The sequence below is a fragment of the Streptomyces sp. H27-H1 genome, assembly GCF_026627445.1.
Taxonomy (GTDB): domain Bacteria; phylum Actinomycetota; class Actinomycetes; order Streptomycetales; family Streptomycetaceae; genus Streptomyces.
In genome coordinates, this window is sequence record NZ_JAPNLJ010000025.1 from 1 (window position 1) to 26,538 (window position 26,538).

Consider the following 26,538-nt stretch of genomic DNA (forward strand, 5'->3'; position numbering starts at 1 on the left):
GCGGCATCGCGTTCCGCTTTGACAAGACGCCAGAAAGCTACGAGGCCGGCCTGCATCTGTGCGGTGCGATGCTCTGGCTCCGCAGCATCGCACCACATTCATAATCCGATCTCCAGACAGGACCTAGTGCTGTGACCGGAAAGGTTCACCGTGTCGCGGCGCCCGGCACGGCACCTCGCGGCGTTGTCGGACCACGCCGGTACGTCCAGTACGGGTCGTGGTCCTCCGCCTTGCGATGCACCGCACCAGACACCGCGACCCGAGCCGCATAGACGTGTTCAAAAACCGGGGTCAAGGCCCGACGATCTTCACCGTGGACACTGGCCGACGACCAGCGCGAGGAGCCTTCCCGCCCCGCACGCCAGACCCGCGACCAGCGACCAGCGATGCACACCTCTCATCGCGTCAGTCGTATCGGCAGGTGCTGCCGCCTTCGTTGAGCGTTCCGGCTCCTTACTGCTGAAGTCGAGAATCGATCAGGGTGTGGTGAGGGAGAACCGATTGACGGCGACGGCCCCGCCGAGGGCGGCAGTGGCGTAGTTGAAGATCGCAAACCGGTAGCCCATGAAGAAATTCGGGCGATTGTCGAGCGTGAACGCGGGTCCGAGCGGCGTGAAGGTCGTGCCGTCGGTGCTGTAGGAGAAGGTCGCCTGGCGTCCGGAGTCAGGTCGAATATCGGCGGTGACGCGCAGCCAGACTCGGCTGCCGCCGATCCCGCCGTCGACCCGGACGAGCTGCCACTGCTGGTTGCTGCCGTTCCAGCTGCCCCATTGCTGCACGGCGGCGCCGTCGGCGGTCGACAGGCCTGCCACCTCGAGAACCTTGTTGCTGTTCCGATTGACCAGGCGAACATACCCGTCAGTGGAGTCGAGACGGAACTGCTGGTTGCTGCCTCCGACGTCGGTCCACTGCACCACGGAAGCGCCGTCGGCGGTGGCCCCGCCGAGGACGTCGACGACCTTGCCGGAGTGCCGCACGCGCAGCTTGTAGTAGCCGCCGCCGGCGTCCACGAACTGGAACTGCTGGTTGTTGGCGTTCGTGCGGGTCCACTGGTGGAGTCGGGCTCCGTCGGCGGTGGACACGCCGCTGACGTCCAGGGCCTTGCCACTGTTGCGGTTCAGCAGCACGTACCAGGCAGTGGGGTCGACCGTGGCGGACAGTTCGGCACTCGCGCGTTCGGTGCCGGTGCCGCTGGTGTTAAAGCTCGAGTCCATGGTGAGGCCGTCGGTCATGGACAGGCGGGTGACGCCGTTGTCGCGGCGCAGGCCGATCCAGGCGGAGGCGTTGCGGAGCATCGCGAGTCCGGCCCGGTCGCCGTTCGCCATCGCAGACGGGTCGAGTTCGACCGTGGCGGTGGAGGAAGGGCCCTGGATGCGGTGGGTGAGGGTGTTGCGGGCCGCGTACAGGTCGTTCGTGACCGTGGCGGTCTGGAGCTTGAGGCCGTTCCCGGTGGACCACTTGGTGTTGTCGGGGTTGTGGTTCCATTCCCACTTGGCGGCCAGGGTCGCGGTGGTGAACGTGTCGGCGCCGGTGAGCGGCGGAACCAGGTGCGGGGTGAGGCTCGGGAACGGGTAGGTCTGGCCCCAGGCGCCGTTGACGGTGGTGACCTCCGGCCAGCCGTCGGAGGTCCAGGTGATCGGCGCGAGCGCGGGCATTCGCCCGCCGGGGTAGGCGTCGACGAACCCCATGTAGTACCAGGCGCCGTTCGGGGTCGAGACGAGGCCGCCCTGGTGCGGGACGCCGCCGCCGGCAATCGGGCCGGGCATGTCGAGCAGCACCTCCCGGACTTCGTACGGTCCCCAAGGCGACGAGGACTTGAGAATGTACTGGCCGTTGGGGGGCCGGGTGGCGAAGATGTAGTAGTTGCCGTTGATCTTGTAGAACCGGGAGCCCTCCAGGACGCCGATGTCCGACGGAGTGGAGAAGACCTGCTGGTTGCGGACTTCGGTCTTGCCGTCGGCCGAGAGCTGCGCGACGGAGATCTTGGTGGCGCCGTAGGCGACGTAGATGGTGTCGTCGGTGTCGACGAGCATGCCTGCGTCGTAGTAGGAGCGGGGGAACTCGGCGTGGCGGGTCCAGGGTCCGGCGGCGTCGGTGGCGGTGTACATGAACGAGCGGTAAAAGTCGATCTGCCCGAGCCAGTAGAAGCGGTTCTCGCTGGCGCGGTGGGTGATCGAGGAGGCCCAGATGCCGCCCACGTAGCGGTGGCCGCCGTTCAGGTCATACCAGTCGCTGAAGTCGAGCCTCGGCACGGAGTGGCCGATGAACTCCCAGTTGACGAGGTCCCGGGAATGCAGGACCGGGGCTCCGGGCGAGTAGTGCATCGTGGACGCGGTCATGTAGAAGTCCGCGCCGACGCGGATGACCTCGACGTCGGCGAAGTCCTGCCAGATGACGGGGTTCGCGTAAGTCGACTCCTGGGCTTCGGCTTGGGTGAACGGGTCGAGGCCGGTAGCGGCGGCGGCCCCGGCGAGCACGCCGGCTCCGCGGATGAGCATCCGCCTGCGGCTCATGGGGAATTCGAGCCAGGACATGGTGGTTCCTTTCGTTAGTCGAGGGTCGGCGCGGTCCGCGCCGGCGCGGGCGTCGCGGTGCCGACAGGCCGCGCGGGCGAGGAGCACAAGAGATGTCCGTCACGGCAGACAGTCCAGGCTCCCAGCCGGGGGCCCCGGAACCACTTGCACACAGGATGAGGAACCCCAGCCGATGCGCGGCTGGGGTTCCTCGGTGCGGTGGGTATCGGTCAGCAGGTGGAGTTGCCCACGCCGTAGACAGCTCGTCTGCGCGTCGGCGGACCGCATCACATCGCGATCACCGCGGTCAGGCGGGTCAGCGCTGCAGGGTGAGCAGTCCCGGCCGGTACGGCAGGCTCAGGTAGTTGGTGCCCGCCGGTATGTTTTTTGGGAGGCCCTGGTAGAGGAACTGCAGGTTGCAGGGATCGATGGTCTTGGTCTGGTCGGGGTTGTTGCGGACCAGGTCACCGTGGCTGACGCCCTGGGCCCAGGTGGAACCACTGTTGGCCTGGCCCGCGAAGGGGCTGCTCTCGCTGCCCGCCTGGACGGTCCACGGACCGTTCAGGCTGGAGGCGGTGAACGAGCGGAAGTAGCGGTTCGTACCCTGCGCCTCGACGATCATGAGGTACTGGTTCTGGCCCTTGACCTTGTAGACCTCCGGCGCCTCGAACAGAAGGTCCGTTGTGTCGCTCATGACCGTCGTGTACGAGGAGCCGAAGCTGCTGGGGAAGTTCCCGAGCGGCATGCTCGCCCGGTAGATCTTGCCGTTGTCAGCGGCGAAGAACAGGTACATGTTCTGGTCGTCGGCGATCATGGTCGGGTCGATCGGGGCGTCCTTCTGGCCCTGGGGGCCTACGGGGAGGCTGCCGGTGAACAGCGGCTGCGAGGCGGACCAGCCGTTGGGGTTGGTGGGGTCGCTGGACGTGCGGTAGTAGAGCGGCCACTGACTCCACTGGGACACCATCACCCAGACGTTCTTGGGCGCGAAGTAGAACACTTCGGGCGCCACCGCGGGGTCGTTCATCCCGGTCTGGGTGGCCGTCGCCATGTCCGACCAGTTCGTGAAGGGACTGAACGCCGTCGAGCCCCACGACGTTCCGTTCGAGGTGGTCCCGTAGACCAGGTGTTTGCCGTTGTACGTGGTGGTGCTGAAGTCCTTCAGTGCGACCTGCCCGTTCGCCGGCTCCGCCAGCGGGCCGGTCGATGTCCAGCGGTAGGTCGACGGAAGAGCGCACGTGCCGGTGCTGACGTCGGCGACGGGGACAAGCTGCCACTGCTGGTTGCTGCCGCCCCAGTCGGCGTACTGGACGATCTTGCCGCCGTCGGCGGTGGAGGAGCTCTGGACCTCGAGGGCCTTGCTGCTGTGGCGGTTCAGGAGGCGGACGTAGCCTCCGGCGGAATCGGCGAGGCGGAACTGCTGGTTGGTCGCGTTGAGGTCGCTCCACTGAACGACGTCGGTGCCGTCGGCCGAGGACCAGTTGTAGTCGTCGAGCACTTTGCCGGAGTTCCGGTTCTGCAGGCGGTAGTAGCCGCTGCCGGAGTCCAGGAAGCGCCACTGCTGGGCTTCGTTGCTGGAGCGGGTCCACTGAACGACGGGCGAACCGTCGGCGGTGGCGAAGTTGTAGTCGTCGAGGGCCTTGCCGCTGTTGCGGTTGACCAGCACGTACCACTTGGCGGTGTCGACCGAGGCGGCCGAGGCGGATGACGGGTTCACCATGGCCAGGAAGCCGGCCATGAAGACCATCGAGAGCAGGGCGGCCATCCGCGGCCGCCATCCTCGCCGTGTCGAGGTTCGTGGAGCTGTACCGAGAGCGTTCATCCGCACCCTCCTAGGGGCGACTTAAGCAGCGGTCGGTCCTTCTCGGTGCGTGCGGACCGGGCACGACACGTCCGAGGCGGCGGCAAGACGTGACCTCTGCGGGGTTGGGGGGAGACCGGACCCTCGGCATGCTGTTAACGCTAACAACTTGAAAGTCGAACATCCGGCGTGTTGCAGGGAGAAAACCATGGGGCATGAGAGGCCGTCAAGTACCGTGCCGCAACCTGTCCGTTACTGGGGCGTCATCAGAATCTCGTCCTGGCAGAGGTGTTGACGCGACTGACGTGAGCGCTCACACTCTTCGGCGCGGGCGGCGGTTAGCTCGACTCTGTCGGTGATCTTGATGGTCGAGGTCATTGTGCTGGCCCCATTGCGTGCCGCGAACGCCTGACCCGGGCAGCGCGGTACGGCGCTCCCCCGGGCCGGCCGGGCTGGGCCCAGTGAGCGGTGTGCATCGTGAAGTTGCTGGTCGCGGGTCTGGTGTGCGGGGCGGGAAGGCTACTCGCGCTGGTCGTCGGCCAGTGTCCACGGTGAAGATCGTCTGACTTGTCGGTCGGAGCTGTTCTTGGGTTCTGCTGCGCGGACCGCCTTGCCGCTTTTACGATCCGTCACCGGGCCGGAACGCCGGGAGAGCGTGGGAGGGCCTGGGAATGCGGGAGCTGGAGCGGATCACGGCTCGCCGGAGTGAACTGGACGCGCTCGCCGAGGAGTTGGCCAAGCAGTTGCCGGAGGTCCAGGCCGAGCGGGAGGAAATTGGGGCTCTGTCGCTGGTCTTGTGATCGGGGGACTGCTGTCGGTGGTGCCTGCCATCGTGCCCCTGGTGCACTTCGCAAGGCTTCGAGGCGCTTGTTCCTCATCTGTCCGGTGTTGTGGCGGAGTTGGTCGAGCGATCGACCGACGAGATCACGATTCATGCTCGTGTCCGTGCGATCGATGCGCGGTGCTCGCGCTGTCAGTTCAGATCAGCGCAGGTGCATGGTCGGTATCTGCGGCGCTTGTCCGATGCCGCAGCCAGCGGCACCCGGGTGGTCATCGAGCTGCTGGTACGCCGGTTCCGCTGTCTCAACGACACCTGCCTCACGGTGACCTTCGCCGAACAGGTCGCCGGGCTGACGAGCCCGTATGCCCGCTACACCCCGCTGATGCGCCAGACGCTGACGTCGATCGCCCTGGCGCCGGCCGGACGAGCGGGCAGCCGACTCGCCGTCGCTCTCGGAGCCCCGGCGGCGAAGGACACTCTGTTACGCCTGCTCAGGGCCTTCCCCGAGGAACCGATCGGCCAGGTGGAAGAACCTCGGGGAGGCGGTCGAGAAGACGGTCGGCACCCACTACGCATGCGTGCGGGCCACGTTCGAGAAGCCACCGGTCGCCGGCCCCATTGATGTGCCCGACAGCGTCGGGGCGCCGGCCGTGGCCCCAATCGGGACCCTGGACGTCTATGGGCGCGAGCGCCGCCTGGTGACCCGGACCCGGGAACGGTTCGCCCTGGTCCAGGAACCGCTGCGGGATGGCGCCTCGCTGGAGTCGATCTGTCGGCGACTGCAGCTGGACCGTCCACCGTGCGCCGCTTCGCCCGCGCGACCTGCATCGACGAGCTCCTGATCAAAGCGGTCAACCGCACCACAATGCTGGACGCGTACCGGCCCCACCTGCACCAACAATGGAACGAGGGCTGCCACGACACCGCCCAGCTGCACCGCGAGATCACCGTCCTCGGCTTCACCGGGGACATCCAGAGCGACCTCACCGACGAGGACGCCCTGGCCCTCAAAGAGATCCGCGCCGGCTGCCCCGAACTCGACGCGGTCACCGACCACGTCCGCTATTTCGCCGAGATGATGCGCGACTTGACCGGCTACCGACTGCCCCAGTGGATGGAGCGCGTCGAACAGGACCCCCTGCCCGCGTTGCACTCCCTGGTCAACGGCCTGCGACGGGACCAGAACGCCGTCATCGCCGGACTATCCAGCCCCTGGAGTTCCTGACCCCCGATCACAAGATCAGCGACAGAGCCGGAAAAGGGGAGCCCCCGGCGCCTGGGGGGGATAGGCGCCGGGGGCTCGTTCTGGGGGGTTACGCGACTGCGTCGAAGCCGGTGTCGCGGGCCATTTTCTTCAGTTCGAGGAGCGCGTGCTTCTCGATCTGGCGGATCCGCTCCCGGGTCAGGCCGTGCTGCTTGCCGACCTCCGTCAGCGTCCGCTCGCGGCCGTCCTCGATGCCGTAGCGCATCTTGATGATCGACGCCGTGCGCTGGTCCAGCTTGCCCAGGAGGTCTTCCAGCTCCTCGCTGCGCAGCAGGGAGAGGACGGACTGCTCGGGGGAGATCGCCGAGGTGTCTTCCAGCAGGTCGCCGAATTGCGTGTCGCCGTCCTCGTCCACGCCCATGTTGAGGCTGACCGGGTCGCGCGCCCAGTCCAGGACGTCGCCGACGCGCTTCTCCGTCGAGTCGAGCTCGGCGGCGATCTCCGCGTGCTCCGGGTCCCGGCCGTTCTCGCGGTTGAACTCGCGCTGGACCCGTCGGATCCGGCCGAGCTCCTCCACCAGGTGGACGGGCAGGCGGATGGTGCGGGACTGGTCGGCGATGGAGCGGGTGATCGCCTGGCGGATCCACCACGTGGCGTACGTGGAGAACTTGAAGCCCTTGGCGTAGTCGAACTTCTCGACCGCGCGGACCAGGCCGGCGTTGCCCTCCTGGATGAGGTCGAGGAGCGGCAGCCCGCTGCGCGGGTAGCGGCGGGCCACGGCGACGACCAGGCGGAGGTTGGAGCGGATGAAGACTTCCTTGGCGCGCTCGCCTTCGGCAGCCAGGGCTTCGAGCTCCTCCTGGGAGGGCTTCTTGCCCTTGCGCTCTATCGCACCGTCGAGGATCTGCTGGGCGTACACGCCCGCCTCGATGATCTGCGAGAGCTCCACTTCCTTGGCGGCGTCGAGCAACGGGGTACGCGCGATCTCGTCCAGGTACATGCCGACCAGGTCACGGTCTGCGATCTCCCCGCCCACAGCGCGAGCGCTGCTCGTGGACTGACGACGGGCGACGGCGCGGGTTGCCATGCGTGCTCCTTTGCGATGAGTTCGGTCGCGGCGGTGCGGCTGCCTGGACACTCTTCCGAGTGCCCGCTTCCGAAGGAAACAACGACTGGAATCGGGACAGAATTCCCACGTTGCCCCCTCTTTTTCGAGATCTTGCAGTATCCTGCCTCGCCATCCCCCGATCCGAGAGGATCCGCGATGCCGTCAGAGCTCGAAGAGGTGCAGGTCAGGCCCGGAGTGGAGGCTGACCTGGAGGCCCTCACGGACCTCTACAACCACTACGTCCGTGAGACCGCCGTCACATTCGACACGGCCGCCTTCACCCCGGAACAGCGCCGCCCCTGGCTGCACTCCCACCCTGAAGACGGCCCGCACCGGCTTCTGGTTGCCTGGACTGGCGATCGAATCGCCGGATACGCCACAAGCAGTGCATTACGCCCCAAAGCGGCCTACGGCACCTCGGTGGAGGCCCAGCGTCTACCTCGCCCCGCGCGCGGTGGGCCGGGGAATCGGCGGCCGGCTGTACGGGGCCCTCTTCGCCGCCCTGGCCGATGAGCCCGTCCACCGGGCCTTCGCCGGCATCGCCCTCCCGAACGAGGCCTCGGTGCGGCTGCACGAGCCCTTCGGATTCCGGCGCGTGGGCGAGTCCTCCGCGGCGGGCCGCAAGTTCGACCGGTACTGGGACGTCCGCTGGTACGAGAAGTCACTGGCGGACTGAGTGCCGTGGGCGGGAGTCCGGCCAGGGCCTCGGCCGCCGGGAGCCACCGGGCCCGGGGCCGGATCCGTCTCGGCTAGCCGAACTGCAGGGAGCGCTTCGAGAGGCCCATCCAGAAGCCCGAGACCGGGGTGGACGCCGTCGAGAGGTCGGATTCCGCGGCGCCCAGGGTGACGAACAGGGGCGCGAAGTGCTCCGTGCGCGGGTGGGCCAGGCGGCCCGCCGGGGACTTCGCTTCGAAGTCGAGCAGGGCGTCGACGTCGGAGGCGGCCAGCGCCTCGTGGCCCCAGGCGTCGAACTCCGCCGACCAGGCGGGGACCCCGGGGCCGGTGTGGCGCAGGGCGGCCAGGTTGTGGGTGAAGAAGCCGCTGCCCACGATGAGGACGCCCTCGTCGCGCAGCGGGGCCAGTTTGCGGCCGATCTCCATGAGGCGGCGCGGGTCGAGCGTGGGCATGGATATCTGGAGCACCGGGATGTCGGCCGCCGGGAGCATCTCCACCAGGGGGACGTAGGCGCCGTGGTCCAGGCCCCGGTCGGGGATGTCCTGGACGGGGGTGCCGGGGGCCTTCAGGAGCTTTCGTACCGCCGCGGCCAGTTCGGGGGCACCGGGTGCCCCGTAGCGGACCTGGTAGTAGTGCTCGGGGAAGCCCCAGAAGTCGTAGACGAGCGGGACCCGCTCGGTGGCGCCGAGGGCGAGCGGGGCCTCTTCCCAGTGGGCGGAGACCATCAGGATCGCCCGGGGGCGGGGCAGGCCGGCGGACCAGGCGGCCAGTTCGCCGGGCCAGACGGGGTCGTCGGCGAGGGGCGGGGCTCCGTGGCTCAGGTACAGCGCCGGCATCCGGGTGGGGGGCGCGGCTTCAGAGGTCGTCATCAGGGGCTCCAGGAATCGTCACGGCCGAATCGTCACGTCGTCGAATCGTCACGTCGTCGAATCGTCAGCGCGGGCCGCCGGACAAAAGACTGACCCCGCATCGTTCAAATTTGAACGATGCGGGGTCATCAGTCATTCCCGCACCCCGGAACCGGGGCCCTCCCGGGTCAGTGGGCGATCACCGGGATCTTCACCTCGGCGTCCGCGCCCTCGGCGACCGGGTCGCCCGCGCCGGGCCGGCCCGTGGTGATGAGGGTCAGGGCGATGAGCGAGCTGGCGACCAGGATGCCGACCGCCCACCAGATCGCGGAGGAGTAGCCCTCCACCATGGCCTGGGCCTGGATCAGCTTCGCCGCCGGGCCGCCCGCCGCGGCCTCGGCCGCGTGGTCGGTCAGGTAGGCGGTCGTCGCGGAGGCGGCGATCGTGTTCAGCAGGGCGGTGCCGATCGCGCCGCCCACCTGCTGCGAGGTGTTGACCATCGCGGAGGCGACACCGGCGTCGGCCGGGTTCACCCCGTACGTGGCCAGGGACATGGCGGGCATGAAGGCCGTACCCATGCCGAGGCCCAGCAGCAGCTGCGCCGGCATGATCAGCGCCGGGTACGAGGAGCCGACCTCCAGCTGCGTCAGCAGCAGCATGCCGCTGGCGGCGACCATGAAGCCGGGGCCCATCAGCAGGCGCGGCGGGACCCGCGTCATGAGACGGGCGCCGATCTGCGTGGAGCCGGCGATCATGCCGACGATCATCGGGAGGAAGGCGAAGCCGGTCTGGACGGGCGAGAAGCCCTTCACGACCTGCAGGTAGTAGGTGAGGAAGAGGAACAGGCCGAACATCGCGATGACGGCGAGGCCCAGCGAGAGGTAGACGCCGCCGCGGTTGCGCTCCAGCAGGACGCGCAGCGGAAGCAGCGGGTGGGCCGTACGGGACTCGACGAAGACGAACGCGGTGAGCAGTACCGCGGAGGCGATGAACATGCCGACGGTCAGGCCGTCCGACCAGCCGGCCGACTCGGCGCGGGTGAATCCGTAGACGAGGGCGACCAGACCGGTCGTGGACAGCAGCACACCGGGCATGTCGAGCGCGGCGCGGTTACGGCCGCCGGCCGGCTCGCGGATGATCATCCAGGCGCCGACGGCGGCGACGATCGCGAACGGGATGTTGACGAAGAACGTCCAGCGCCAGTTCAGGTACTCGGTGAGGAAGCCGCCGAGGATCAGGCCCACGGCGCCACCGCCACCGGCGATCGCACCGTAGATGCCGAAGGCCTTGGCGCGCTCCTTGGCGTCGGTGAACATGACGGCCAGCAGCGAGAGTGCGGCGGGCGCGAGCAGTGCGCCGAAGGCGCCCTGGAGGGCGCGGGCGCCCAGCATCATGGCCTCGCCCTGTGCGGCGCCGCCCAGCGCGGAGGCCAGGGCGAAGCCGGTGAGGCCGACGATGAAGGCGTTCTTACGGCCCCACTTGTCGGCGATGCGGCCGCCGAGGAGGAGCAGTCCGCCGAAGGCCAGCGCGTACGCGGTGATGACCCACTGGCGGTTGCCGTCCGAGATGCCGAGGTCGGTCTGCGCGGACGGCAGGGCGATGTTCACGATGGTGGCGTCGAGGACGACCATCAGCTGCGCCAGCGCTATGAAGACCAGGGCCTTCCAGCGACTGGGGTCGGCGCCGGCAGCCAGCGGCGGATTCGCGGCTGTTTTTGACATGGGGGTACCCACTTCATGGTGCGAGATGACTGAAAAAGGAAAATCAGGACGGGCTTACGACGCTCATGGGCGCGCCCGGGAACGTCACATGGCCTTCCGCCTCAGGTCCGCCAGCGTGGCCGCCGAGCCCGGCAGTTCGGAGCGGGCCGGGGCCCTCAAACCGTCCAGGAACAGCTGGAGATGACGGTGGACGAAGACGTTCGCGTCGAAGCAGGGACTGCCCGGAAGGGGGCGGCTGAGCTGCGACAGCGCGATCAGCAGGTCGCCGACACCGATGTCCGGGCGCAGCAGCCCGGAGCTGTGGCCGGCGGCGAGCAGGGCCTCGACCGCCTCCCCCAAAACCTCGCGGGAGGCCATCAGTTCGGGGTGGTCGTGGTCGAAGTCGCTGGAGAGTACGGGGCACAGGGCGCCGATCCGCTCATCGGCCGCCGCGTGCGTGAACCGGCACAGGGCGGCGAAGGCGTCCGGCTCCTCGGCGAGGGAGTCGACGGCCAGCGCCGTCACCCGGTCCAGGCCGAAGAGCACGACGTGGTGGATCAGGGTCGGCCGGTCGGGGAAGTGCCGGTAGAGCGTGGCGTTGCCCACGCCGGCCCGGCGGGCGATCTCGTCGAGGGGGGCGGCGGGGCCGAACTCCACGAGTGCGTCGCGGGCGGCGGTGAGGATGCGCTCCCGGTTGCGGACGGCGTCGGCGCGCGGACGCGGGACCTTGCTCTTGCCCCTGCCCGCGCCGGAAACCGTGGTACCCACGACACCGCCGGCATCCGGGCCCGCCGCGGCCGGCGCCGTGAGGTCGAGGCCGGCCTCCGGGCCCGGCACGGGCAGGGCCGCCGGATCGGTGGTGGCGGGGCTCTTCATGACTGGCTCCCTGGCACGGGTGACGCGTAGGTCCGCTCGATCCTCCCGAAACGGGGAGCGGATCCCCGGTTCATGGGGACTCTGGTTCAAACGGGGAAGACCTCCCCGGTTATTTCACTCTCCCGTGTGACCCGGGTCACATCACCCCGGGCTCCCTGATCCCGTTTGGCCTCTTCCGGCGCGCGAGCCCGCCCCAGCCGTCGGAGGGTGAGCCCACAGAGCGCAGTCCGGACCCGGCCGGCTGCCGCGGACCCGAAGGCCGATCTCCATGCCGCAGACGCGCCACCGGATACGCAAGCCAAGCCGCACCAGTGCCTACATCGGCATCACCGCGCTGGCCCTCGGCATCACGGCGACGGCGAGCGCGGGCATATCGAGCCGCGGCCATTCGGCGGCCGGAGCGGTGGCCGCGAACACCGCCGAGTCGCTGCTCGCGCCCTGCCGGATCGCCGGCGCGATGGGCGTGCAGATGTCCGAGGGACTGCCGACCTCTCCGGGGTACTCGCGCTCGACCGGCGAGGTCCGGGCGCTGAACCTGATGATCGACTTCCCCGACGCCAAGGGCGAGGGCACGGCGGCCGACCGGTTGGCGGAGTTCTTCCCGCAGACGTCCGACTGGTTCCGCATCAGCTCATACGGGCGGCTGACCTACCGGGCCGAGGCGCCGATAAAGAACTGGCTGCGGATGCCGATGCCGTTCGCGGCGTACGGGATCGAGCGGGGTTCCGCGTACGAGCCCGGCTATCGCCAGCTCGTCGAGCACATCGTCAAAGCCTCCGACGCCGAGGTCGATTTCTCCCGGTACGACCTGATAAATATCCTGGTCACCCCGAACGCCGGCCCCTCAGCACTCGACACCGTCCTCTCCGTCACCTTCTCCGGCAACGGCGAGGCACCGATGGCCGACGGGGTCCCGCTCGCCAACACGTCCTTCGTCTACAGCCGCCAGGACGACGGCTCCGGCTCCTACCGGGAGACCGGCTACCGGGTGCTCCCCCACGAGAACGGGCACGTCTTCGGCCTGCCCGACCTCTACACCGCCGACGGCGGCGGCACGGTGGGGCACTGGGACATCATGAGCGAGGACTGGGGCGCCAACAACGACCTGCTGGGCTGGCACAAGTGGAAGCTGGGCTGGCTCGACAGTGCGCAGATCAGCTGCGCCGGGAAGTCCGGGGTCAGCGACCACGTACTGAGCCCGCTCGCCGTCGCGGGCGGCACCAAGCTGGCCTTCGTCCCCGTCTCGGAGAGCGCCGGATACGCGGTGGAGGTGCGCACCCACGCCGGGAACGACGAGGCCGTCTGCAAGCCCGGGGTGCTCATCTACAGGGTGGACTCCGAGGTGGACACCGGCCGCGGGCCCGTCACCGTCTCCGACAGTTCCCACGCCAGCGGCGGCTGCACCCGGCGGTCCAACGTGCACGCGGAGCTCTCGGACGCGCCGTTCCGCCCGGGCGAGACCTTCACCGACGACAAGTCGGGCATCAGCGTCTCGGTCGTGGGCGAACTGCGCAACGGCAGCTACCAGGTCCGGGTCACCCGGCCGTGAGTCCGCGAAGGGTCGGATTCGGGACCGGCAGCGCGACAAGTGCGGCCGGTCGGCCCGCCGGTTTCCGACCTACGGCCCCCCACGCGGCCGGGTGCGTGCCCCCATGGTTGAAGACGAGCCGTGTGACGACGTAGCGACGAAGTAGGGAGACGCGTGAAGGCCTTCGCGCTGCGCCGGAGCGGCGAGCCGCCCGCCGTGCTGGAACTGCCCGTGCCCCACCCGGGGACGGGCGAGGTCCTCGTACGCACCACGGCCGCGCTCATCTGCGCCTGGGACGGGCACACCGCCGCCGGGGCGCCCACCGGCCTGGGCCACGAGGCCGTCGGTGTCGTCGAGGCCGTCGGCCCCGGGGTCTGCCCGTCCTACGTCGGCCGGCGCGTCGGCGTCGAGGGCCACGGGCGGCTCGCCGAGTTCTTCCGCGCCCCGGCCGCCGGGGCCGGGCTGGTCCCGCTCCCCGACACCATCAGCGACCACCAGGCCCTCTACGCGGCGGGCGCGCTGCCCACCGGCTTCGCCGCCGCCGAGGAGTCCGGGCCGCCCCCGGGCGGGAGCGTCGTCGTCTTCGGCCAGGGCGCGGTCGGGCTCGGCGCGACCATCGCCGCCGGCCGGCTGCGCGGGGCCCGCGTCATCGCCGTCGAGCCGGAGATGAAACGCCAGCGCCTCGCTCTGCGGTTCGGGGCCGATGTGGTCATCGACCCGGCCTACGAGGACACCACCGAGCGGATCCTGGAGCTGACCGGCGGCGCCGGCGCCGACCGCGCGATCATGGCGACGGCCGCCCCCGCCGCCGCGACGGCGGCCCGCGCGGGACTCTCCGCGAGCGGGCGGATCACCTACGCCCGCTGCCGGCCGCCGCAGAGCAGCGGGGCGCGGCTCGCGCGGGCACTGGACCTGATCGAGGGCGGGCTCGTGAACCCGACGGTGATCACCACCCACCAGTTCCCGTTCCACCGGGTCGGGGAGGCCTTCGGCCGGCTCGCCGCCAAGGAGCCGGGCATGATCAAGCCGGTCATCCTCTTCCCGCGGCCGGCCTCCTCCTCCCCCGCAGCCCCCTCCCTCCCCGTCCTCGCCGGCGGCAGCACCCCGTGATCGAGATGCGGCAGCTGGTCATCTTCCGGGCCGTCGCCCGGAGCGGGTCCTTCTCGGCCGCCGCCCGGCAGCTCGGCTACACGCAGCCCGCCGTCAGCCAGCAGATCAAGGCCATGGAGCGCACGCTCGGCACCCCGCTCGTGGTCCGCTCGGCCCGCCGGCTCCAGCTGACCGAGGCCGGGGAGGCGCTCTGCCGGCACGCCGTGACCATCCTCGGCGTCATCAACACCGCGCAGGCCGAGATCCAGGCCATCGCCGGACTCAAAGCGGGCCGGGTCCGGGTGGTGGCCTTCCCCAGCGCCTGTTCCGCACTGGTCCCCAAGGCCATCGCGCTCACCCGCAAGGCCCACCCCGACCTGCGGGTCACCCTGGTCGAGGCGGAGCCGCCGGAGGCCGTGGGGATGCTGCGCGCGGGGGACTGCGAGGTCGCCGTCGCCTTCGACCATCCCGACCGCGGCGGCGCCGATCAGGCAGACACCGGCGAAGTCGCCGACGTTGCCGATGTCGCCGACCTGAGCGTCCACACCCTGTTCACGGAGCCGCTGAGCCTGCTCCTGCCGCCCGGCCACCGGCTGTCGGGCAGCGCGCGCACCGAACCCGTACGGCTGGCGGAGCTGGCCCGGGAGAGCTGGATAGCGGGCTGCCCGCAGTGCCGGGGCCACCTGGTCGACGCCTGCAAACAGGCCGGCTTCCACCCCGACATCGACTACGCCACCGACGACTCCCCCGCCGCGGCCGGGCTGGTCGCCGAGGGGCTCGGCGTGGCGCTGGTGCCGCGGCTGACCGTCCTCGGCGGGGTGCCCGCCGGGGTGAAGGTGTGCGCCGTCGAGCCGCCGATGGAGCGCCGGGTGACGGCGGTGACACTGCCGGGCCTGGACTCCGTACCGGCCGTGAAAGCGGTGATCGAACTGCTGAAGAAGGCCTCAAGCATCGCTTTCGGCGAATAGCGGCATCGCTTGTGGGGTGGAACTCCTTAGGGACCTAGGACCTATTACGGGAAGTTTGACACCCCCCTGCCAGACCCCTTCACACCTCGGGACCTTCGCCGCATCTCCTCTTTCCGTCCGGCTCCTAGCCTGAAAGGGCAGCAAGTCGAACCGACGGAGAAGTTGGGGACATCATGGCTACGACCATCACACCGATCGGCGGGCGCGCCGGGGCCGCAACCCGGCCGGGCCCCCGCGACTGGAAGGCCGCCGCCTCCGCGGCCGGCCCGGTGATGCTGGGCTATCTGCCCGTCTCCTTCGCCTTCGGCGTCCTGGCCCCCACCTTCGGAGTGCCCGCCTGGGCCGCCATCGCGATGTCGGCGGTCGTCTTCGCGGGCTCCTCGCAGTTCGCGGCGCTCGGCCCGCTCCAGGCCGGAATGTCACCGGTCTCGATCATCTTCACCACGTTCCTCATCAATCTCCGCCACTCCCTCTACTCCCTTTCCATGGCCCCCGAGGTCAAGGACTGGAAGCAGCGCCAGAAGCTGGGATTCGCCTGGCAGCTCACCGACGAGGCATTCGCCGTTCACTCCGCCGAATTCGCGAAGCGCACCCGCCCGGCCGGTGAATGCGGAAAATTCAATCTGCTGATCCATTTGTCGTGGGCGGGCTCCACCGCGCTCGGCACCGTGGCCGCCTCGCTGATCCCCGACAGCGGGGCCCTGGGCCTGGACTTCGCGCAGACCGCCATGTTCCTCGCCCTGCTGGTGATGCTCTGCTCCCGCCGCCTGGAGTTCGCCGTCGCCGCACTGTCGGGCGTCCTGGCCGTCGTACTGACCACCGCCGGACTCCCGCTCTGGTCGGTGATCGCACCGACCGTGATCGCCGCGAGCGCCGGGCTGTTCCTGGAGAACAGGACCGGGAAGAACGAGACGACGAAGGAGGCGACGGAGGCATGAGCACCACCACCCTGCTGATCGTCATCGCCGGAATGGCCGCCGTGACCTACGCCTGCCGGGCGGTCCCCCTCTTCCTCGCCGGCCGGGTCACCATCCCCCGGAACACCCTGCGCTGGATGCGGTTCATCCCGCCGGCCGTGCTGGCAGCGCTGATCGCCCCGGCCGTCCTCAACCCGCACGGCCGCGCCCTGGAGTTCGGCGCCACCAATCCGCTGCTCCTGGCCGCCCTGCCGACGGTCCTCGTCGCCTGGAAGACCAAGAACATGTACGCCACCGTCCTCGTCGGCTGCGCTTGCGTCGCCCTGCTCCGGCTCGCCGGGCTCTGACCTCCGAAGGAACGCATCATGACCACCGCACCCCTCACCTCCTCCGAGTCCGTCTCCGCCCTCACCCTCGGCTCCGGCTCCGGCTCCGACTCCGAGCTGGACGTCGACCGCCGCGACCCCGCGTACCGCGGCTGGCTCCGCGAGGCCGTCCGCAAGGTCCAGGCCGACGGGAACCGGTCCGCCGACACCCACCTGCTGACCGTGCCGCTGCCCGCGGAATGGGGCATCGACCTGTACCTGAAGGACGAGTCCACCCACCCCACCGGCTCGCTCAAGCACCGCCTGGCCCGCTCGCTGTTCCTGTACGCGCTGTGCAACGGCTGGGTCCGCCCCGGCCGTCCGGTCATCGAGGCCTCCTCCGGCTCCACCGCGGTCTCCGAGGCCTACTTCGCCAAGCTGATCGGAGTCCCCTTCGTCGCCGTCATGGCGCGGACCACCGCCCGTTCGAAGATCGACCTGATCGAGTTCCACGGCGGCACCTGCCACCTCGTGGACAACCCGTGCGAGGTCTACGAGGTCTCCGCGCGGCTCGCCGCCGAGACCGGCGGGCACTACATGGACCAGTTCACGTACGCCGAGCGGGCCACAGACTGGCGCGGCAACAACAACATCGCCGACTCGATCTTCCGCCAGCTGGAGCGGGAGCCGCACCCCGAACCGGCCTGGATCGTGGCCGCCGCGGGCACCGGCGGCACCTCCGCCACGCTCGCCCGGTACGTCCACTACACCCAGCGCGCCACCGGCATCTGTGTGGCCGACCCCGAGAACTCCGCGTTCTTCGGCGGCTGGCTGGGGCAGGACCCCTCAGTCACCACCACCGTCGGCTCGCGCATCGAAGGCATCGGCCGCCAGCGGGTGGAGCCGAGCTTCATCCTCGGTGCGGTCGACCGGATGATGCGGGTGCCCGACGCGGCGTCCATCGCCACCATCCGGGTACTCGAAGGGATTCTCGGCCGCAAGTGCGGTGCGTCCACCGGCACGGGGGTGTGGGCGGCGTTCAAACTCGTGTCCGAGATGAAAGCCCGTGGTGAGCGCGGCAGCGTCGTGACGCTGCTGTGCGACCCGGGCGAGCGCTACCTCGACAAGTACTACTCGGACGGCTGGCTGGCCGAGCAGGGCATCGACATCGCTCCGTACCAGGAGCGGGTGGAGCGCTTCCTGCTCACCGGCGAACTGAACCGCTGACCCAACCATTGACCTGACCGCTGGCCGAACCGCTGGCCGAACCGCTGGCCGAACCGCTGACGGTAGCCCGGGACGTCAGCACCAACGACCGCACCAGCAGCAGCGACAGCGACAGCGACAACAAGGAGATCCGACCATGCCCAGCACCCCCGAAGAGCGCCTCGCCGCCGCCGGCCTGAAGCTCCCGCCGACCCCCTCGCCGGTCGCCGTCTACGTCCCCGCCGTGCAGAGCGGGCACTACGTGTACACCTCCGGCCAGCTCCCGATGGTCGACGGCGCCCTCCCCCTCACCGGGAAGGTCGGCGCCGAGGTGACCCCGGAGCAGGCCAAGGAGCTGGCGCAGCAGTGCGCGCTGAACGCACTGGCCGCCGTCGCCTCCGTCGCCGGGGACCTTTCGGCCGTCAAGCGCGTGGTCAAGGTGGTCGGATTCGTGGCCAGCGACCCGCACTTCACGGGGCAGCCCGGCGTGATCAACGGCGCGAGCGAACTGCTGGGCACCGCCTTCGGCGACGCGGGCATCCACGCCCGCAGCGCGGTCGGCGTGAGCGTGCTGCCGCTGGACGCCCCCGTCGAGGTGGAGATCCTTGTGGAACTGCACGCTCCGATGGGCGTCTAGTTCCGGACGAAGCACCACGGCGCGGGCCCGAAATCATCCCAGAGCAAGGCCCTGACCTGCGGTTCAGCGGGGAGAGGTCACGATCGGGGCCTTGGTGGCACATGGCAGGGTGGGGCCATGAGGCTGCGTGATCTGCTGTCGTCCGAAGAGGCGCAGGCACCTTCCGAGCTCCGCCTGCTGCGCCTGCCCGGCGGCGAGCGGGACCTCGACCGGCCCGTCCTGGGCACGGTGACCATCGACCTGCCCGACCCCGGGCGGTTCGTGTCCCCCGGGGACCTGGTGCTGTCCGGGCTGGCCGAAGGGGAGGCTCCCGGGTGATCGCGACCGGTGGGCGCCCCTCGTCGGCGCGCGGCGGGGCGCGGGAACTCCCGTACGCCCGGAGGATCTTGTGGGGCCGGGTCGGTTCACAGGAAGATCACCGGAGAGCCGGAGGGCCAGAAGGCCCGGGACGACATCAGGGGGATCCGCGCATGACCCGCCACATCGAGTTCGAGCGACTGCACAACTTCCGTGATCTCGGGGGCTACCGTACGGCCGACGGCGCCACCGTCGCGTGGGGCGCCCTCTACCGGGCGGACTCGCTCGGCAAGCTCGCGGGCGCCGACTGGGACCAGTTCCTGGGCCTCGGCGTGCGTACGGTCATCGACCTGCGCTACCCCTGGGAGATCGACGCCAAGGGCCGGATACCGGAGCCCGAGCGGTTCACGTACGCCAACCTCAGCATCGAGCACCGCCCGTACGACCAGGCCGAGATCGACCCGGACACCGACCCGTGGCGGTTCCTCGCGGACCGGTTCGCCGAGGTCGCCGAGGACGGGGTCGCCGAGATCCGCGCCGCGATCGAGCTGCTCGCCGAGGGCCCGGGTCCGGCGGTCTTCCACTGCACCTCGGGCAAGGACCGCACCGGCCTGATCGCCGCGCTCGTCCTGACCCTCCTCGGTGTGGACGAGGAGCAGATCCTCGCGGACTTCGCCCTGACCGAGCTGGCCACCGCCCGGCTGACGGCCGACTGGCACACCGCCAACCCGGGCCGCACCATGCGCTGGCCCTCGTACGGCCGGGCCCCCGCCGAGATCCTGCGCCTGACCCTGGCCGACCTCGGCGCCCGCTACGGGTCGGTCGGCGCGTACCTCACGGACCGGGTCGGCATCACGGCGCAGACGACGGAGCGCTTGCGCACGCGCTTCCTCAACAGTTGACGGACGGACGGACTGGCGGACGGACGGACGGGCAGGGCTGCGGGACGATCAGGGCGTGAACGCGGAAGACATCGCTGCCCTCATCGCCCAAGCCGGTCACATGGATCCCGGTCTCCGTGCCGGTGGCCGGCGAGCTGCCGGGAGCACTGTCCGGCGAGGCGGGTGACCCCGTGCCCGCGGCTCTGGTCCGGCTCACCTGCGACGAGACGGCGTACGTGCGCGAGCAGGCCGCTTTCGCGCTGGGACGGCTCGCGGAAGTGGACGGTCCGGGGATCAGGGCGGCCCTGTGGCGGTGCGTCGAGGACGTGGCCCAGGAGACGCGCGAGGAAGGCGTACGCGGTCTCGCCGTACGGCGGGATCCCGGCGTACGCGCCGCTGGAGGCGGTCTACGCCCTGCTGCCCGATGCAGCCGGTCCGGGCGCCACCAGACCGCCGCCCCGAAAGCGATCTACGCTCAGGACCCATGAAGTCCTACACCCGCGGCCGGACCGCCGACCGGCTCGCCATCAGCGCCAACCCGGCGCACCGCCGGGCGGACGCGGACCGCTCCCCCACCCACCCGGCCCTCGAAGCCGGCGTACGGGCGACCGCCCATCTGATGCCCAACACCGCCCACATCGCACCCGCCTGAGCCAGACCTCGGACATGAACATGGACATCGACCTGGCCATGAACCTGGCCATGGACTGGCATACGGGTCTGGCCGGGCTGGCCGCGGGGCTGCTCATCGCGGTGGTGACCGCGCCCGTGGGGGTGTCGGGTGCGGTGTTCCTGCTGCCGGTGCAGCTGAGCGTGTTCGCCGTCCCCAACCCTTCGGTCACACCGACCAACCTGCTCTTCAACGTGGTGGCCGGCCCCGGCGCCCTGCTCCGCTACCGCCGCCACGGCACCCTGCGCGGACCCCTGGTACGCCGCCTCGTCCTGGGCACCCTGCCCGGAGTCGTCGTCGGCGCCGCCATCCGGGTCTTCGCCCTTCCCGGGCCCACCGTCTTCCGCCTGCTGGTCGCAGCGTTGCTGCTCCCGCTCGGCCTGTGGCTGTGCGCGCGCACGCTGTGGCCCGTCCGCCACAAGGCGGCTTCCGAGCCTTCCCCTCGCACGATCACCGGCCTGGCCCTCGCCGTCGGCGTCATCGGCGGGATCTACGGCATCGGCGGCGGCTCCCTCCTCGGCCCCGTCCTCGTCGGCCGCGGCATGCCCGTGGCACGCGTCGCCCCGGCGGCGCTGGCCTCCACCTTCGCCACCTCCCTAGTCGGCGCGGCCACGTACGCCCTGCTCTCCCTCACCCGGTCCGCAAACATCGCCCCCGACTGGTTCCTCGGCCTGTCGTGCGGCGCCGGCGGCCTCATCGGCGGCTACCTCGGCGCCCGCCTCCAGCCCCACCTGCCCGAAACCCTCCTACGCCTCATCCTCGGCTCACTGGCCGCCGCCGTAGGCCTGCTCTACGCGGTGCAGGCCTGAATCCCGGCCACCCAGACCGTGATCGCCGCCTCCGCGATCACCCCCGGAGACGACTCTCGACGCGACCGGGGCGCTCCGGCGCCGACACCGGCACCCGGACCGCAGAAGGCAACACCCAACCCCCCCTTCAGCCCATCACCGCAGGTCAGCGGCTCTAGCGAACCTCCCGCTGAGATTCCAGCTCTGCGGCGGGTCAGAGCACCAGGGTCCGGCCGTGCAACTACGGATAGAGCTCCTGAATGGATTCCTGCGGGCCGTGTTCGAAGCGGTTGACGACCTTGCCAAGCGGGTTCCACGCTCTGCCGTCGGGCATCCTCACCCCGACGGACTGCCGGATCAGCTGCTGCTGCTCCTGGTCGAGGTCCACCCAGCGTGCGCCGGCCCGGCGGTGGCACAGCGAAATGTCGGCCACGACCATCACGGAGACCGGTGGGGTCGGTTCTCACAAGGAAGTGTGCGAACCCGCGTACAACCCTCGGGCCCTGCCGAGCGCCCCGCGACACGCATCGCGGGGTCAGCCTTCTCCGGGCGTCCGCCGGAGCTCGATCCTCAACGCCGCCGGGTCGCGAACGGACTGCACACTCACGTAGGTCACCACCGACTTGCCGGGGGCCATCTCACCGCCGGAGTCCACCGTTCCCTCCCACAGCCGGGTTGCCCCCTCGCCGCGTGAGGAGTACACACTCAGGCGCGTCTCGACGCGGCGCTGCGCATCGCCGGGGTTGGTGAGCACGACAGGGATCTTCGCCAGGCGCATGTCCTGGTTCTCCCAAACCGCCGCGTGGGCGGTGGCGACCGTCTCCCCGCCTTCGCGGTCGGTGGCGACGTCAGGCCCGAGGTCGGCGCGCTGCGCATCGGTGAGGATGTCACCGACGGGCCGCTCGGCGGGCGCCGCGGTGGCGACCGTGAGGGGGTCGCCGAGTTCGGCTTCCATGCTTTTGGCGAACGTCACCCCGCCCCACACCGTGCCGACGACGACCAGGCCGCCGATGAGCAGAAACGCTCCCACGCTTTTGTAACGGGCCACGATCAGCCTTCCATTCTCTTGTCAGCCTCACTGACGGCGGCCTCGTTCTTGGTCTTGAACGAATCGAGGACCTGCCGCTGCTCATCGATGATCGTCATTTGAATCCTGGATTCCTCAGAGAACCAGATTCCGCCCAAGCCTGTCTCAGCCTTGCAGTCGATCTCCGCGAGGGCCAGATCAATCTCCGGCCGGTCGGCGGGTACGCCCGCCCTCGGGGTGGGTGACGGAGCGGGCGGCTTCGAACGGGTCCTTGAAGCCGGGATGGCCCTTGCCGGTCATGCAGGCCGACCAGTCCGCGAACGCGGCGACGACGGCGGGGGTCTTCATCGACTCGGTGAAGCTGGTGCCGTTCAGCTCAGAGATCCGGTCCAGCTCGTCGGCGGTCGAGGGCTCCCGGTCGGTGGGCCCGTAGCGGCGCTCCATGTTGGCGTCGTTCTCGGTCGGTGAGAACACGTCACCGGCCTCGGCCGGGCGGACGTGGAACGTCGGCGCTTCCTCAAGCAGCACGGATCCGTCGCCCCCGTCTTCTACGAGCGCATCAGTCCCTACCGGAGCGGCCATGAGTTCTTGTGCGACCAAGGCCGCATCGCCGAGAGCATCCGCATCGACGACGGCACCCGCTTCCTCGACCCCCTTAACGGCCCCTCCGGGGCAAGCGGAACAGAACGGACGCTCCAGCAGCCTGCCCACAGCCGTACAGCAGCCCCGGCCTCCCCACCCGCCACCCCAGACGCTCAGAAACCCCAGGTCACGACCTTGCCTTCGTCTCAGCCCCCCTCCCACGGCAATCCATGCGACCACTCCCAGCACGATCCGCTAGGCTGTCAGCGGTCAGACGACTACCAGGCGTGTGCCCGGGAAAGTGTCCGCGAGGGCATCCCCACCTGGGTGTGTGCACGTCACCTGACCAGCATGTTTGTCGAGGCAGCTCGCGTCATCCCTCTGGGGTTTCCGGCAAGGTTTCCGACAGGCCCCCGCCTTCGTAGCTCAGGGGATAGAGCACCGCTCTCCTAAAGCGGGTGTCGCAGGTTCGAATCCTGCCGAGGGCACAGAGAATCGCCTGGTCACAGGCGTTTGAGTGCCGAGAAGGGCCCTTGGATCTTGGATCCAAGGGCCCTTCGGCCTTTCCGGGGGACAGATGGGGGACAGCGCGCTAGGCAGCGATCTCCTGGCTCTCTGCATCCGGTGAGCTGTTGATGAGCACCAACCGGGGCACCGGGTCAGGGGTCGGCGCAGGCTCAGGCTCAGCCTCGGGCTGTCCCCCGCCAGAATCCGTGGACGCTGTCGCCTGGGCACGCGGGACGACAGCCACGGTGGCGTCAGCGTTCGCCTTGTCGAACTGCGGCATCAGCGAGGTGTACGTGTCCGCGGTCAGGCTGAAGCTCGCGTGCCCCAAGAGCAGCTGGATCGCCTTCATGCTCAGGCCGGCGATCAGCGAGAGGGAGGCGGCGCAGTGGCGGAGGTCGTGCAGCCGGATCGGCGGGAGGCCGTGGCGCTCAAGGAAGCGGTCGAAGGTCTGGCTCACGTGCTTGGGGTTCCAGGGCCTGCCGTCCTCCATGGTGAAGACCTTCCCCGAGTTGACGAACGGGCCGTACTTCTGGGGCTTGTCGGGGTTATCTGCCATCCACTGAGCGCGCTTGAGTTCCCACCGCTCTCGCTGGCCCTTCTGCACTTCCCGCCAGGCGGCGAGGAGCGTCAGGGTGATGGAGTCGAAGGTGACCGTGCGTCGGCTGGCCCGACTCTTGGGCGTCTCGGCGTAGGTCTCGTACGAGGAGCGGACGGCCAGCGTCTCGACCAGGTTGGCGTATCCCTGGTCGAGGTCGACTTCCGTCCAGGGCAGGCCGGTGGCTTCGCCTCGGCGGGGGCCGCGGAAGGTCATCCAGTGCCACATGACGTACATGCTGTGCTCGACGGCCAGGTCGAGGAATTCGCCGGTCAGTTCGGGCGTCCAGACCATGACGGGGCCGGGGACCTCTCCGGTCTCGCGCCAGCGGGCAACACGTTCGGGCGTCCACACGAGGGGGTCGGGCTTCTCGTACTTGGGAATGACGACCGCGTCGCACCAGTTCTCCGTGATCAGCTTCTCTCGGACGGCGAACGCCATTGCGCCTGAGAGGGCCTGGAGGAACTTCTCCTGCCGGCCGGGGCCGGTGTCCTGCCTGGGCTTCGCGTTCGCCTCCTTGAGGGCTGCGCGGGCAGCCGTCCACCGCTCACGCAGGTGGTGGGGGCGGGGCTTGGGGGCTTGCTTCCATGCCAGGTGCGCTTGGTCGACCTCGGCCTTCGCCAGCACTGCGGCTACCCGGTTGGCTTCCTTGATCTCGTTGAAGGCCCAGATCTCCTTGAACATCGCCTGGATGTGCTTGGTGCGCAGGTCACGCATGGGCACGTCCCCGAAGGCGGGGATGTAGAGGCGGTGGATGAAGTCGTGGTGGTCGTCCCGGGTGCTCTCCTTGAGGTCGACGCGGGTCTCGTGCCAACGGAGCAGGAACTGGTGCGCGGTCTCCTTGGACTCGATGTCTATGCCGTTGCTGGCTTCGTCCCACAGTTTCTGGGCGGCCTTCTCGGCGGCCTTGCTCGTGAGGAAGCCGCCCTTACGGGGCCGGCGGTTGCCAGTGCCGGGGAAGTCGGAGAGGTTGACGTAGTAGTACCAGGAGCCGTGATCCTTCTTCTTCAGGTTGGGGCAGTCGGCTCCCATCTCGCGTGTGGCGGGCTCGCCGTTCGCCGTGAAGATCGGCTCTCCGGTGGCATTGAGCTTGGGCTCGGTGCACTTGCACCGCTTGTAGGTCGAACCCTTGAACACGCGTCCCCCTCTGAGCTGGGCTGTCCTTACGTGTCCTGATCTTTCTGTAGCGAAGGGGACGCCTCCTTGGGCACCGTATGCTTCCGGTCAGGTGGCGCGGGGAAGAGGGATGTGACCACCTATGTCCTCATCTGCATCTGTCACGCAGGAGCTTCCGGGGGGCCGGGAGCGGCGCGGGGCGATGACCATGGCGGAGCTGTTGGAGCTGCCGCCGATGGTGAACGTGACCACTGCGGCCCGTGCTCTGTCGATCGGCAAGGACACGGCGTACAAGCTGATCAAGTCCGGGGAGTTCCCTGTGCAGGTCATCCCACTGGGGTCGACCTCGAAGGTCGCGACCGCCTCGCTGTGGGAACTGCTTGGGGTCCGCCGGTGACGCCTGCACGGTGACCTATTTCTCCGAAGCCCGCCCCTCCCGCCGAGGTGGCGGGCTTCGTGGCGTCTACGCCCCCGGCCAGCATGTTCGAATAATTGACCCCGTGTACGTTCACGCCCGTGAAATATTGTGAGGTGGGTCACAATGGGGCAACCTTTCGAGTCTCCGACCAGTGGCTTTCACGTACCGCACATGCGCGGGGCCGTAGGCGGACTGTTCGAACGTTGCCTAACACGTACATTGGCCTATTAGACAGGTGAGCGGCTACTCATCTGCACGCGATCATCACGCGAGGGATTAAGACATATGGGACGGCTGTCCGGCTATGCCAACGGCGGGGGCCTCAACTCCCGCGAGGCAGCGTTCCTCCGGCGGGCGGCTTCCAGACTCTTCGTGACCGACCCGCAGGAGTCTGCAAACGCCGTTGCGAACTGGCTGAACGACGAAGGGCACCGCACTGTGCGCGGCGGCCTGTGGCGCGGAGAGACACTCCTTCGGACGCTCACGAACCCGAAGATGGCAGGCCTCGACGCGAACGGGGAACCGCTCGAGGGCTTCGGAGAAACCGTCCTGACACCGGCCGAGTACAGCAAACTGAAGCAGAACCGCCTGGAACGGACTTCCGCTGCGCCTCCTCGCGAGGCGTTCGAGTATCTGCTGACTCAGGGGATCGCAGACTGCGATGAGTGCGGCTACGACGTGTCCGGCTCGAGAGTCAACGCCGACGCGGGTCCGGGATACCGATGCCTGCCCCCCACCCAGACGCGTAAGTCCTGCGGCAAGGTCCGCATGAACGCAGACCGTCTGGAGCCGGCCGTGGCTGAGCAGGTCCTCGCAGATCTCCTGCGCCCAGGAGTCCACGAGAAGCTGTTGCAGCTCCAGAAGGACGCTGCCGAGGAAGTCGAGCGGCTGCGCACCCACATCGAGGGTGCGGAGGATCGCTTCGCAGTCCTCAAGTCCATGCGGAAGTCCATGATCCTTGATGCATACAAGGCGGCGGAGAAAGCCACCAAGGACGACCTGAAGGCCTGCCGGACGCGCGTCCGCTTCCTTGAGCAGATCGCCGGCGTCCCCCTTGCCGACGTACACGACATCGTGGCCTGGTGGATGTCTGCGCCTCGCGCCTCCCAGCGTGGTCTGGTGCTGCTGGCTGTGACGAAGGTCCACATCAAGGCATCTGGTGGCGGTCGAGGACACGATCCGCACGGCCGCATCCGGATCGACTGGAGAGCCTCGCTGCCCGTCTAGTGCCGGATCAGGCAACGTTTGCCCTGTCGACGACGGCGCGTAGGCGCTGGTCGTCGGCGTGGCGGTTACGCCAGATGATGTAGCGGCGGATCATGCTGCCCTGTTCCTTGTGGGTGGTGTGGTCGGTCCACCGCGCCGCCGCCCTCAACCTCCGCCGACTCATCAACCTCGGACTCACCCGGACCAGCACCACCTGGCGTCTCACCCCGGCAACCGCATAAGCAAGGGGCCGCCCGGCCTCCGGCCGGACAGCCCCACAACAAGATTTTCAGCAGCC

27 protein-coding genes, 1 tRNA gene and 2 pseudogenes are annotated in these 26,538 nt (G+C 69.3%); 19 read left to right on the plus strand and 11 right to left on the minus strand.

Features of this window, described 5'->3' with window-relative positions; all coding sequences use genetic code 11:
• Nucleotides 1–476: 476 nt before the first annotated feature.
• A complete protein-coding gene (locus OTB20_RS24955) occupies nucleotides 477–2,534 on the minus strand; it encodes a family 43 glycosylhydrolase (RefSeq protein WP_267820809.1) in 2,058 nt (685 codons plus the stop codon).
• A gap of 295 nt (nucleotides 2,535–2,829) precedes the next feature.
• Complete coding sequence (locus OTB20_RS24960) at nucleotides 2,830–4,275, minus strand: non-reducing end alpha-L-arabinofuranosidase family hydrolase (RefSeq protein ID WP_267820812.1); 1,446 nt, start codon at nucleotides 4,273–4,275, stop codon at nucleotides 2,830–2,832.
• Between the two features lie 707 nt (nucleotides 4,276–4,982).
• Between OTB20_RS24960 and OTB20_RS24965 the strand changes: the two genes are divergently transcribed.
• From OTB20_RS24965 to OTB20_RS24975, 3 genes are all read left to right on the plus strand, one after another.
• Nucleotides 4,983–5,111, plus strand: a complete 129-nt coding sequence (locus OTB20_RS24965; protein ID WP_267820814.1) for a hypothetical protein — start codon at nucleotides 4,983–4,985, stop codon at nucleotides 5,109–5,111.
• 90 nt (nucleotides 5,112–5,201) lie between these two features.
• A complete protein-coding gene (locus OTB20_RS24970; RefSeq protein ID WP_267820816.1) occupies nucleotides 5,202–5,714 on the plus strand; it encodes a transposase family protein in 513 nt (170 codons plus the stop codon).
• Between the two features lie 177 nt (nucleotides 5,715–5,891).
• Complete coding sequence (locus OTB20_RS24975) at nucleotides 5,892–6,317, plus strand: hypothetical protein (RefSeq protein ID WP_267820818.1); 426 nt, start codon at nucleotides 5,892–5,894, stop codon at nucleotides 6,315–6,317.
• An 88-nt stretch (nucleotides 6,318–6,405) separates the two neighbouring features.
• Here the strand turns inward: OTB20_RS24975 and OTB20_RS24980 are convergent, their stop codons facing one another.
• On the minus strand, nucleotides 6,406–7,383 hold the full coding sequence (locus OTB20_RS24980) for a sigma-70 family RNA polymerase sigma factor (protein ID WP_267759456.1): 978 nt from the start codon (nucleotides 7,381–7,383) through the stop codon (nucleotides 6,406–6,408).
• A 177-nt stretch (nucleotides 7,384–7,560) separates the two neighbouring features.
• On the opposite strand from OTB20_RS24980, the pseudogene OTB20_RS24985 reads away from it, so the two are divergent.
• Nucleotides 7,561–8,080: pseudogene (locus OTB20_RS24985) on the plus strand (GNAT family N-acetyltransferase).
• A 73-nt stretch (nucleotides 8,081–8,153) separates the two neighbouring features.
• On the opposite strand, the gene OTB20_RS24990 reads toward OTB20_RS24985, so the two are convergent.
• From OTB20_RS24990 to OTB20_RS25000, 3 genes are all read right to left on the minus strand, one after another.
• Nucleotides 8,154–8,915: a dioxygenase gene (locus tag OTB20_RS24990; protein WP_267820861.1), complete on the minus strand. Its 762-nt coding sequence runs from the start codon at nucleotides 8,913–8,915 to the stop codon at nucleotides 8,154–8,156.
• Nucleotides 8,916–9,115: 200 nt separating this feature from the next.
• Nucleotides 9,116–10,648 (minus strand): MFS transporter, encoded by a 1,533-nt coding sequence (locus OTB20_RS24995; protein WP_267820820.1) that lies wholly within the window; start codon nucleotides 10,646–10,648, stop codon nucleotides 9,116–9,118.
• Nucleotides 10,649–10,732: 84 nt separating this feature from the next.
• Nucleotides 10,733–11,503, minus strand: coding sequence for a TetR/AcrR family transcriptional regulator (locus tag OTB20_RS25000; protein WP_267820822.1), 771 nt, complete (start codon nucleotides 11,501–11,503; stop codon nucleotides 10,733–10,735).
• A 268-nt stretch (nucleotides 11,504–11,771) separates the two neighbouring features.
• On the opposite strand from OTB20_RS25000, the gene OTB20_RS25005 reads away from it, so the two are divergent.
• The 12 genes from OTB20_RS25005 to OTB20_RS25060 all read left to right on the plus strand — a co-directional run bounded on the left by OTB20_RS25005 (nucleotide 11,772) and on the right by OTB20_RS25060 (nucleotide 20,810).
• Complete coding sequence (locus OTB20_RS25005) at nucleotides 11,772–13,052, plus strand: M6 family metalloprotease domain-containing protein (RefSeq protein WP_267820823.1); 1,281 nt, start codon at nucleotides 11,772–11,774, stop codon at nucleotides 13,050–13,052.
• Between the two features lie 153 nt (nucleotides 13,053–13,205).
• Complete coding sequence (locus OTB20_RS25010) at nucleotides 13,206–14,141, plus strand: zinc-binding dehydrogenase (protein WP_267820825.1); 936 nt, start codon at nucleotides 13,206–13,208, stop codon at nucleotides 14,139–14,141.
• The gene (locus OTB20_RS25015) at nucleotides 14,138–15,088 is read left to right on the plus strand and encodes a LysR family transcriptional regulator (protein WP_267820826.1); all 951 of its coding nucleotides are present in this window, start codon (nucleotides 14,138–14,140) and stop codon (nucleotides 15,086–15,088) included. Before OTB20_RS25010 ends, OTB20_RS25015 begins: the two co-directional genes overlap by 4 nt.
• Nucleotides 15,089–15,261: 173 nt before the next feature.
• Nucleotides 15,262–16,026: an AzlC family ABC transporter permease gene (locus OTB20_RS25020; protein ID WP_267820827.1), complete on the plus strand. Its 765-nt coding sequence runs from the start codon at nucleotides 15,262–15,264 to the stop codon at nucleotides 16,024–16,026.
• Nucleotides 16,023–16,352: an AzlD domain-containing protein gene (locus OTB20_RS25025; protein ID WP_267820828.1), complete on the plus strand. Its 330-nt coding sequence runs from the start codon at nucleotides 16,023–16,025 to the stop codon at nucleotides 16,350–16,352. Before OTB20_RS25020 ends, OTB20_RS25025 begins: the two co-directional genes overlap by 4 nt.
• Nucleotides 16,353–16,370: 18 nt before the next feature.
• Nucleotides 16,371–17,537 carry a PLP-dependent cysteine synthase family protein gene (locus tag OTB20_RS25030; RefSeq protein ID WP_267820830.1) on the plus strand — a complete coding sequence of 389 codons (1,167 nt, stop codon included), beginning with the start codon at nucleotides 16,371–16,373 and terminating at the stop codon, nucleotides 17,535–17,537.
• Nucleotides 17,538–17,673: 136 nt separating this feature from the next.
• On the plus strand, nucleotides 17,674–18,153 hold the full coding sequence (locus OTB20_RS25035) for a RidA family protein (RefSeq protein ID WP_267820831.1): 480 nt from the start codon (nucleotides 17,674–17,676) through the stop codon (nucleotides 18,151–18,153).
• 117 nt (nucleotides 18,154–18,270) lie between these two features.
• Nucleotides 18,271–18,471 carry a hypothetical protein gene (locus OTB20_RS25040; protein WP_420716483.1) on the plus strand — a complete coding sequence of 67 codons (201 nt, stop codon included), beginning with the start codon at nucleotides 18,271–18,273 and terminating at the stop codon, nucleotides 18,469–18,471.
• A 152-nt stretch (nucleotides 18,472–18,623) separates the two neighbouring features.
• Nucleotides 18,624–19,352: a tyrosine-protein phosphatase gene (locus OTB20_RS25045; RefSeq protein WP_267820832.1), complete on the plus strand. Its 729-nt coding sequence runs from the start codon at nucleotides 18,624–18,626 to the stop codon at nucleotides 19,350–19,352.
• Between the two features lie 116 nt (nucleotides 19,353–19,468).
• Complete coding sequence (locus OTB20_RS25050) at nucleotides 19,469–19,819, plus strand: hypothetical protein (protein ID WP_267820834.1); 351 nt, start codon at nucleotides 19,469–19,471, stop codon at nucleotides 19,817–19,819.
• Entirely contained in the window at nucleotides 19,816–19,983 is a 168-nt protein-coding gene (locus OTB20_RS25055; RefSeq protein ID WP_267820835.1) for a hypothetical protein, read from the plus strand. Before OTB20_RS25050 ends, OTB20_RS25055 begins: the two co-directional genes overlap by 4 nt.
• A gap of 50 nt (nucleotides 19,984–20,033) precedes the next feature.
• On the plus strand, nucleotides 20,034–20,810 hold the full coding sequence (locus OTB20_RS25060; RefSeq protein WP_267820863.1) for a sulfite exporter TauE/SafE family protein: 777 nt from the start codon (nucleotides 20,034–20,036) through the stop codon (nucleotides 20,808–20,810).
• Nucleotides 20,811–21,030: 220 nt separating this feature from the next.
• Here the strand turns inward: OTB20_RS25060 and OTB20_RS25065 are convergent, their stop codons facing one another.
• The 3 genes from OTB20_RS25065 to OTB20_RS25075 all read right to left on the minus strand — a co-directional run bounded on the left by OTB20_RS25065 (nucleotide 21,031) and on the right by OTB20_RS25075 (nucleotide 22,344).
• Nucleotides 21,031–21,222 (minus strand): hypothetical protein, encoded by a 192-nt coding sequence (locus tag OTB20_RS25065; protein ID WP_267820865.1) that lies wholly within the window; start codon nucleotides 21,220–21,222, stop codon nucleotides 21,031–21,033.
• 102 nt (nucleotides 21,223–21,324) lie between these two features.
• The gene (locus OTB20_RS25070) at nucleotides 21,325–21,837 is read right to left on the minus strand and encodes a hypothetical protein (protein WP_267820836.1); all 513 of its coding nucleotides are present in this window, start codon (nucleotides 21,835–21,837) and stop codon (nucleotides 21,325–21,327) included.
• A gap of 177 nt (nucleotides 21,838–22,014) precedes the next feature.
• Complete coding sequence (locus tag OTB20_RS25075) at nucleotides 22,015–22,344, minus strand: hypothetical protein (protein WP_267820837.1); 330 nt, start codon at nucleotides 22,342–22,344, stop codon at nucleotides 22,015–22,017.
• A gap of 469 nt (nucleotides 22,345–22,813) precedes the next feature.
• Here OTB20_RS25075 and OTB20_RS25080 point away from each other — a divergent pair.
• A tRNA-Arg gene (locus OTB20_RS25080) sits at nucleotides 22,814–22,886 on the plus strand.
• Nucleotides 22,887–22,990: 104 nt separating this feature from the next.
• Here the strand turns inward: OTB20_RS25080 and OTB20_RS25085 are convergent.
• On the minus strand, nucleotides 22,991–24,637 hold the full coding sequence (locus OTB20_RS25085; RefSeq protein WP_267820839.1) for a tyrosine-type recombinase/integrase: 1,647 nt from the start codon (nucleotides 24,635–24,637) through the stop codon (nucleotides 22,991–22,993).
• A gap of 187 nt (nucleotides 24,638–24,824) precedes the next feature.
• On the opposite strand from OTB20_RS25085, the gene OTB20_RS25090 reads away from it, so the two are divergent.
• The gene (locus OTB20_RS25090) at nucleotides 24,825–25,013 is read left to right on the plus strand and encodes a DNA-binding protein (RefSeq protein ID WP_267759480.1); all 189 of its coding nucleotides are present in this window, start codon (nucleotides 24,825–24,827) and stop codon (nucleotides 25,011–25,013) included.
• Between the two features lie 306 nt (nucleotides 25,014–25,319).
• A complete protein-coding gene (locus OTB20_RS25095) occupies nucleotides 25,320–26,261 on the plus strand; it encodes a recombinase family protein (RefSeq protein WP_267759482.1) in 942 nt (313 codons plus the stop codon).
• 7 nt (nucleotides 26,262–26,268) lie between these two features.
• Here OTB20_RS25095 and OTB20_RS42515 read toward each other — a convergent pair.
• Nucleotides 26,269–26,388, minus strand: a pseudogene (locus OTB20_RS42515) (Mobile element protein); the annotation flags it as partial.
• Between the last annotated feature and the right edge of the window lie 150 nt (nucleotides 26,389–26,538).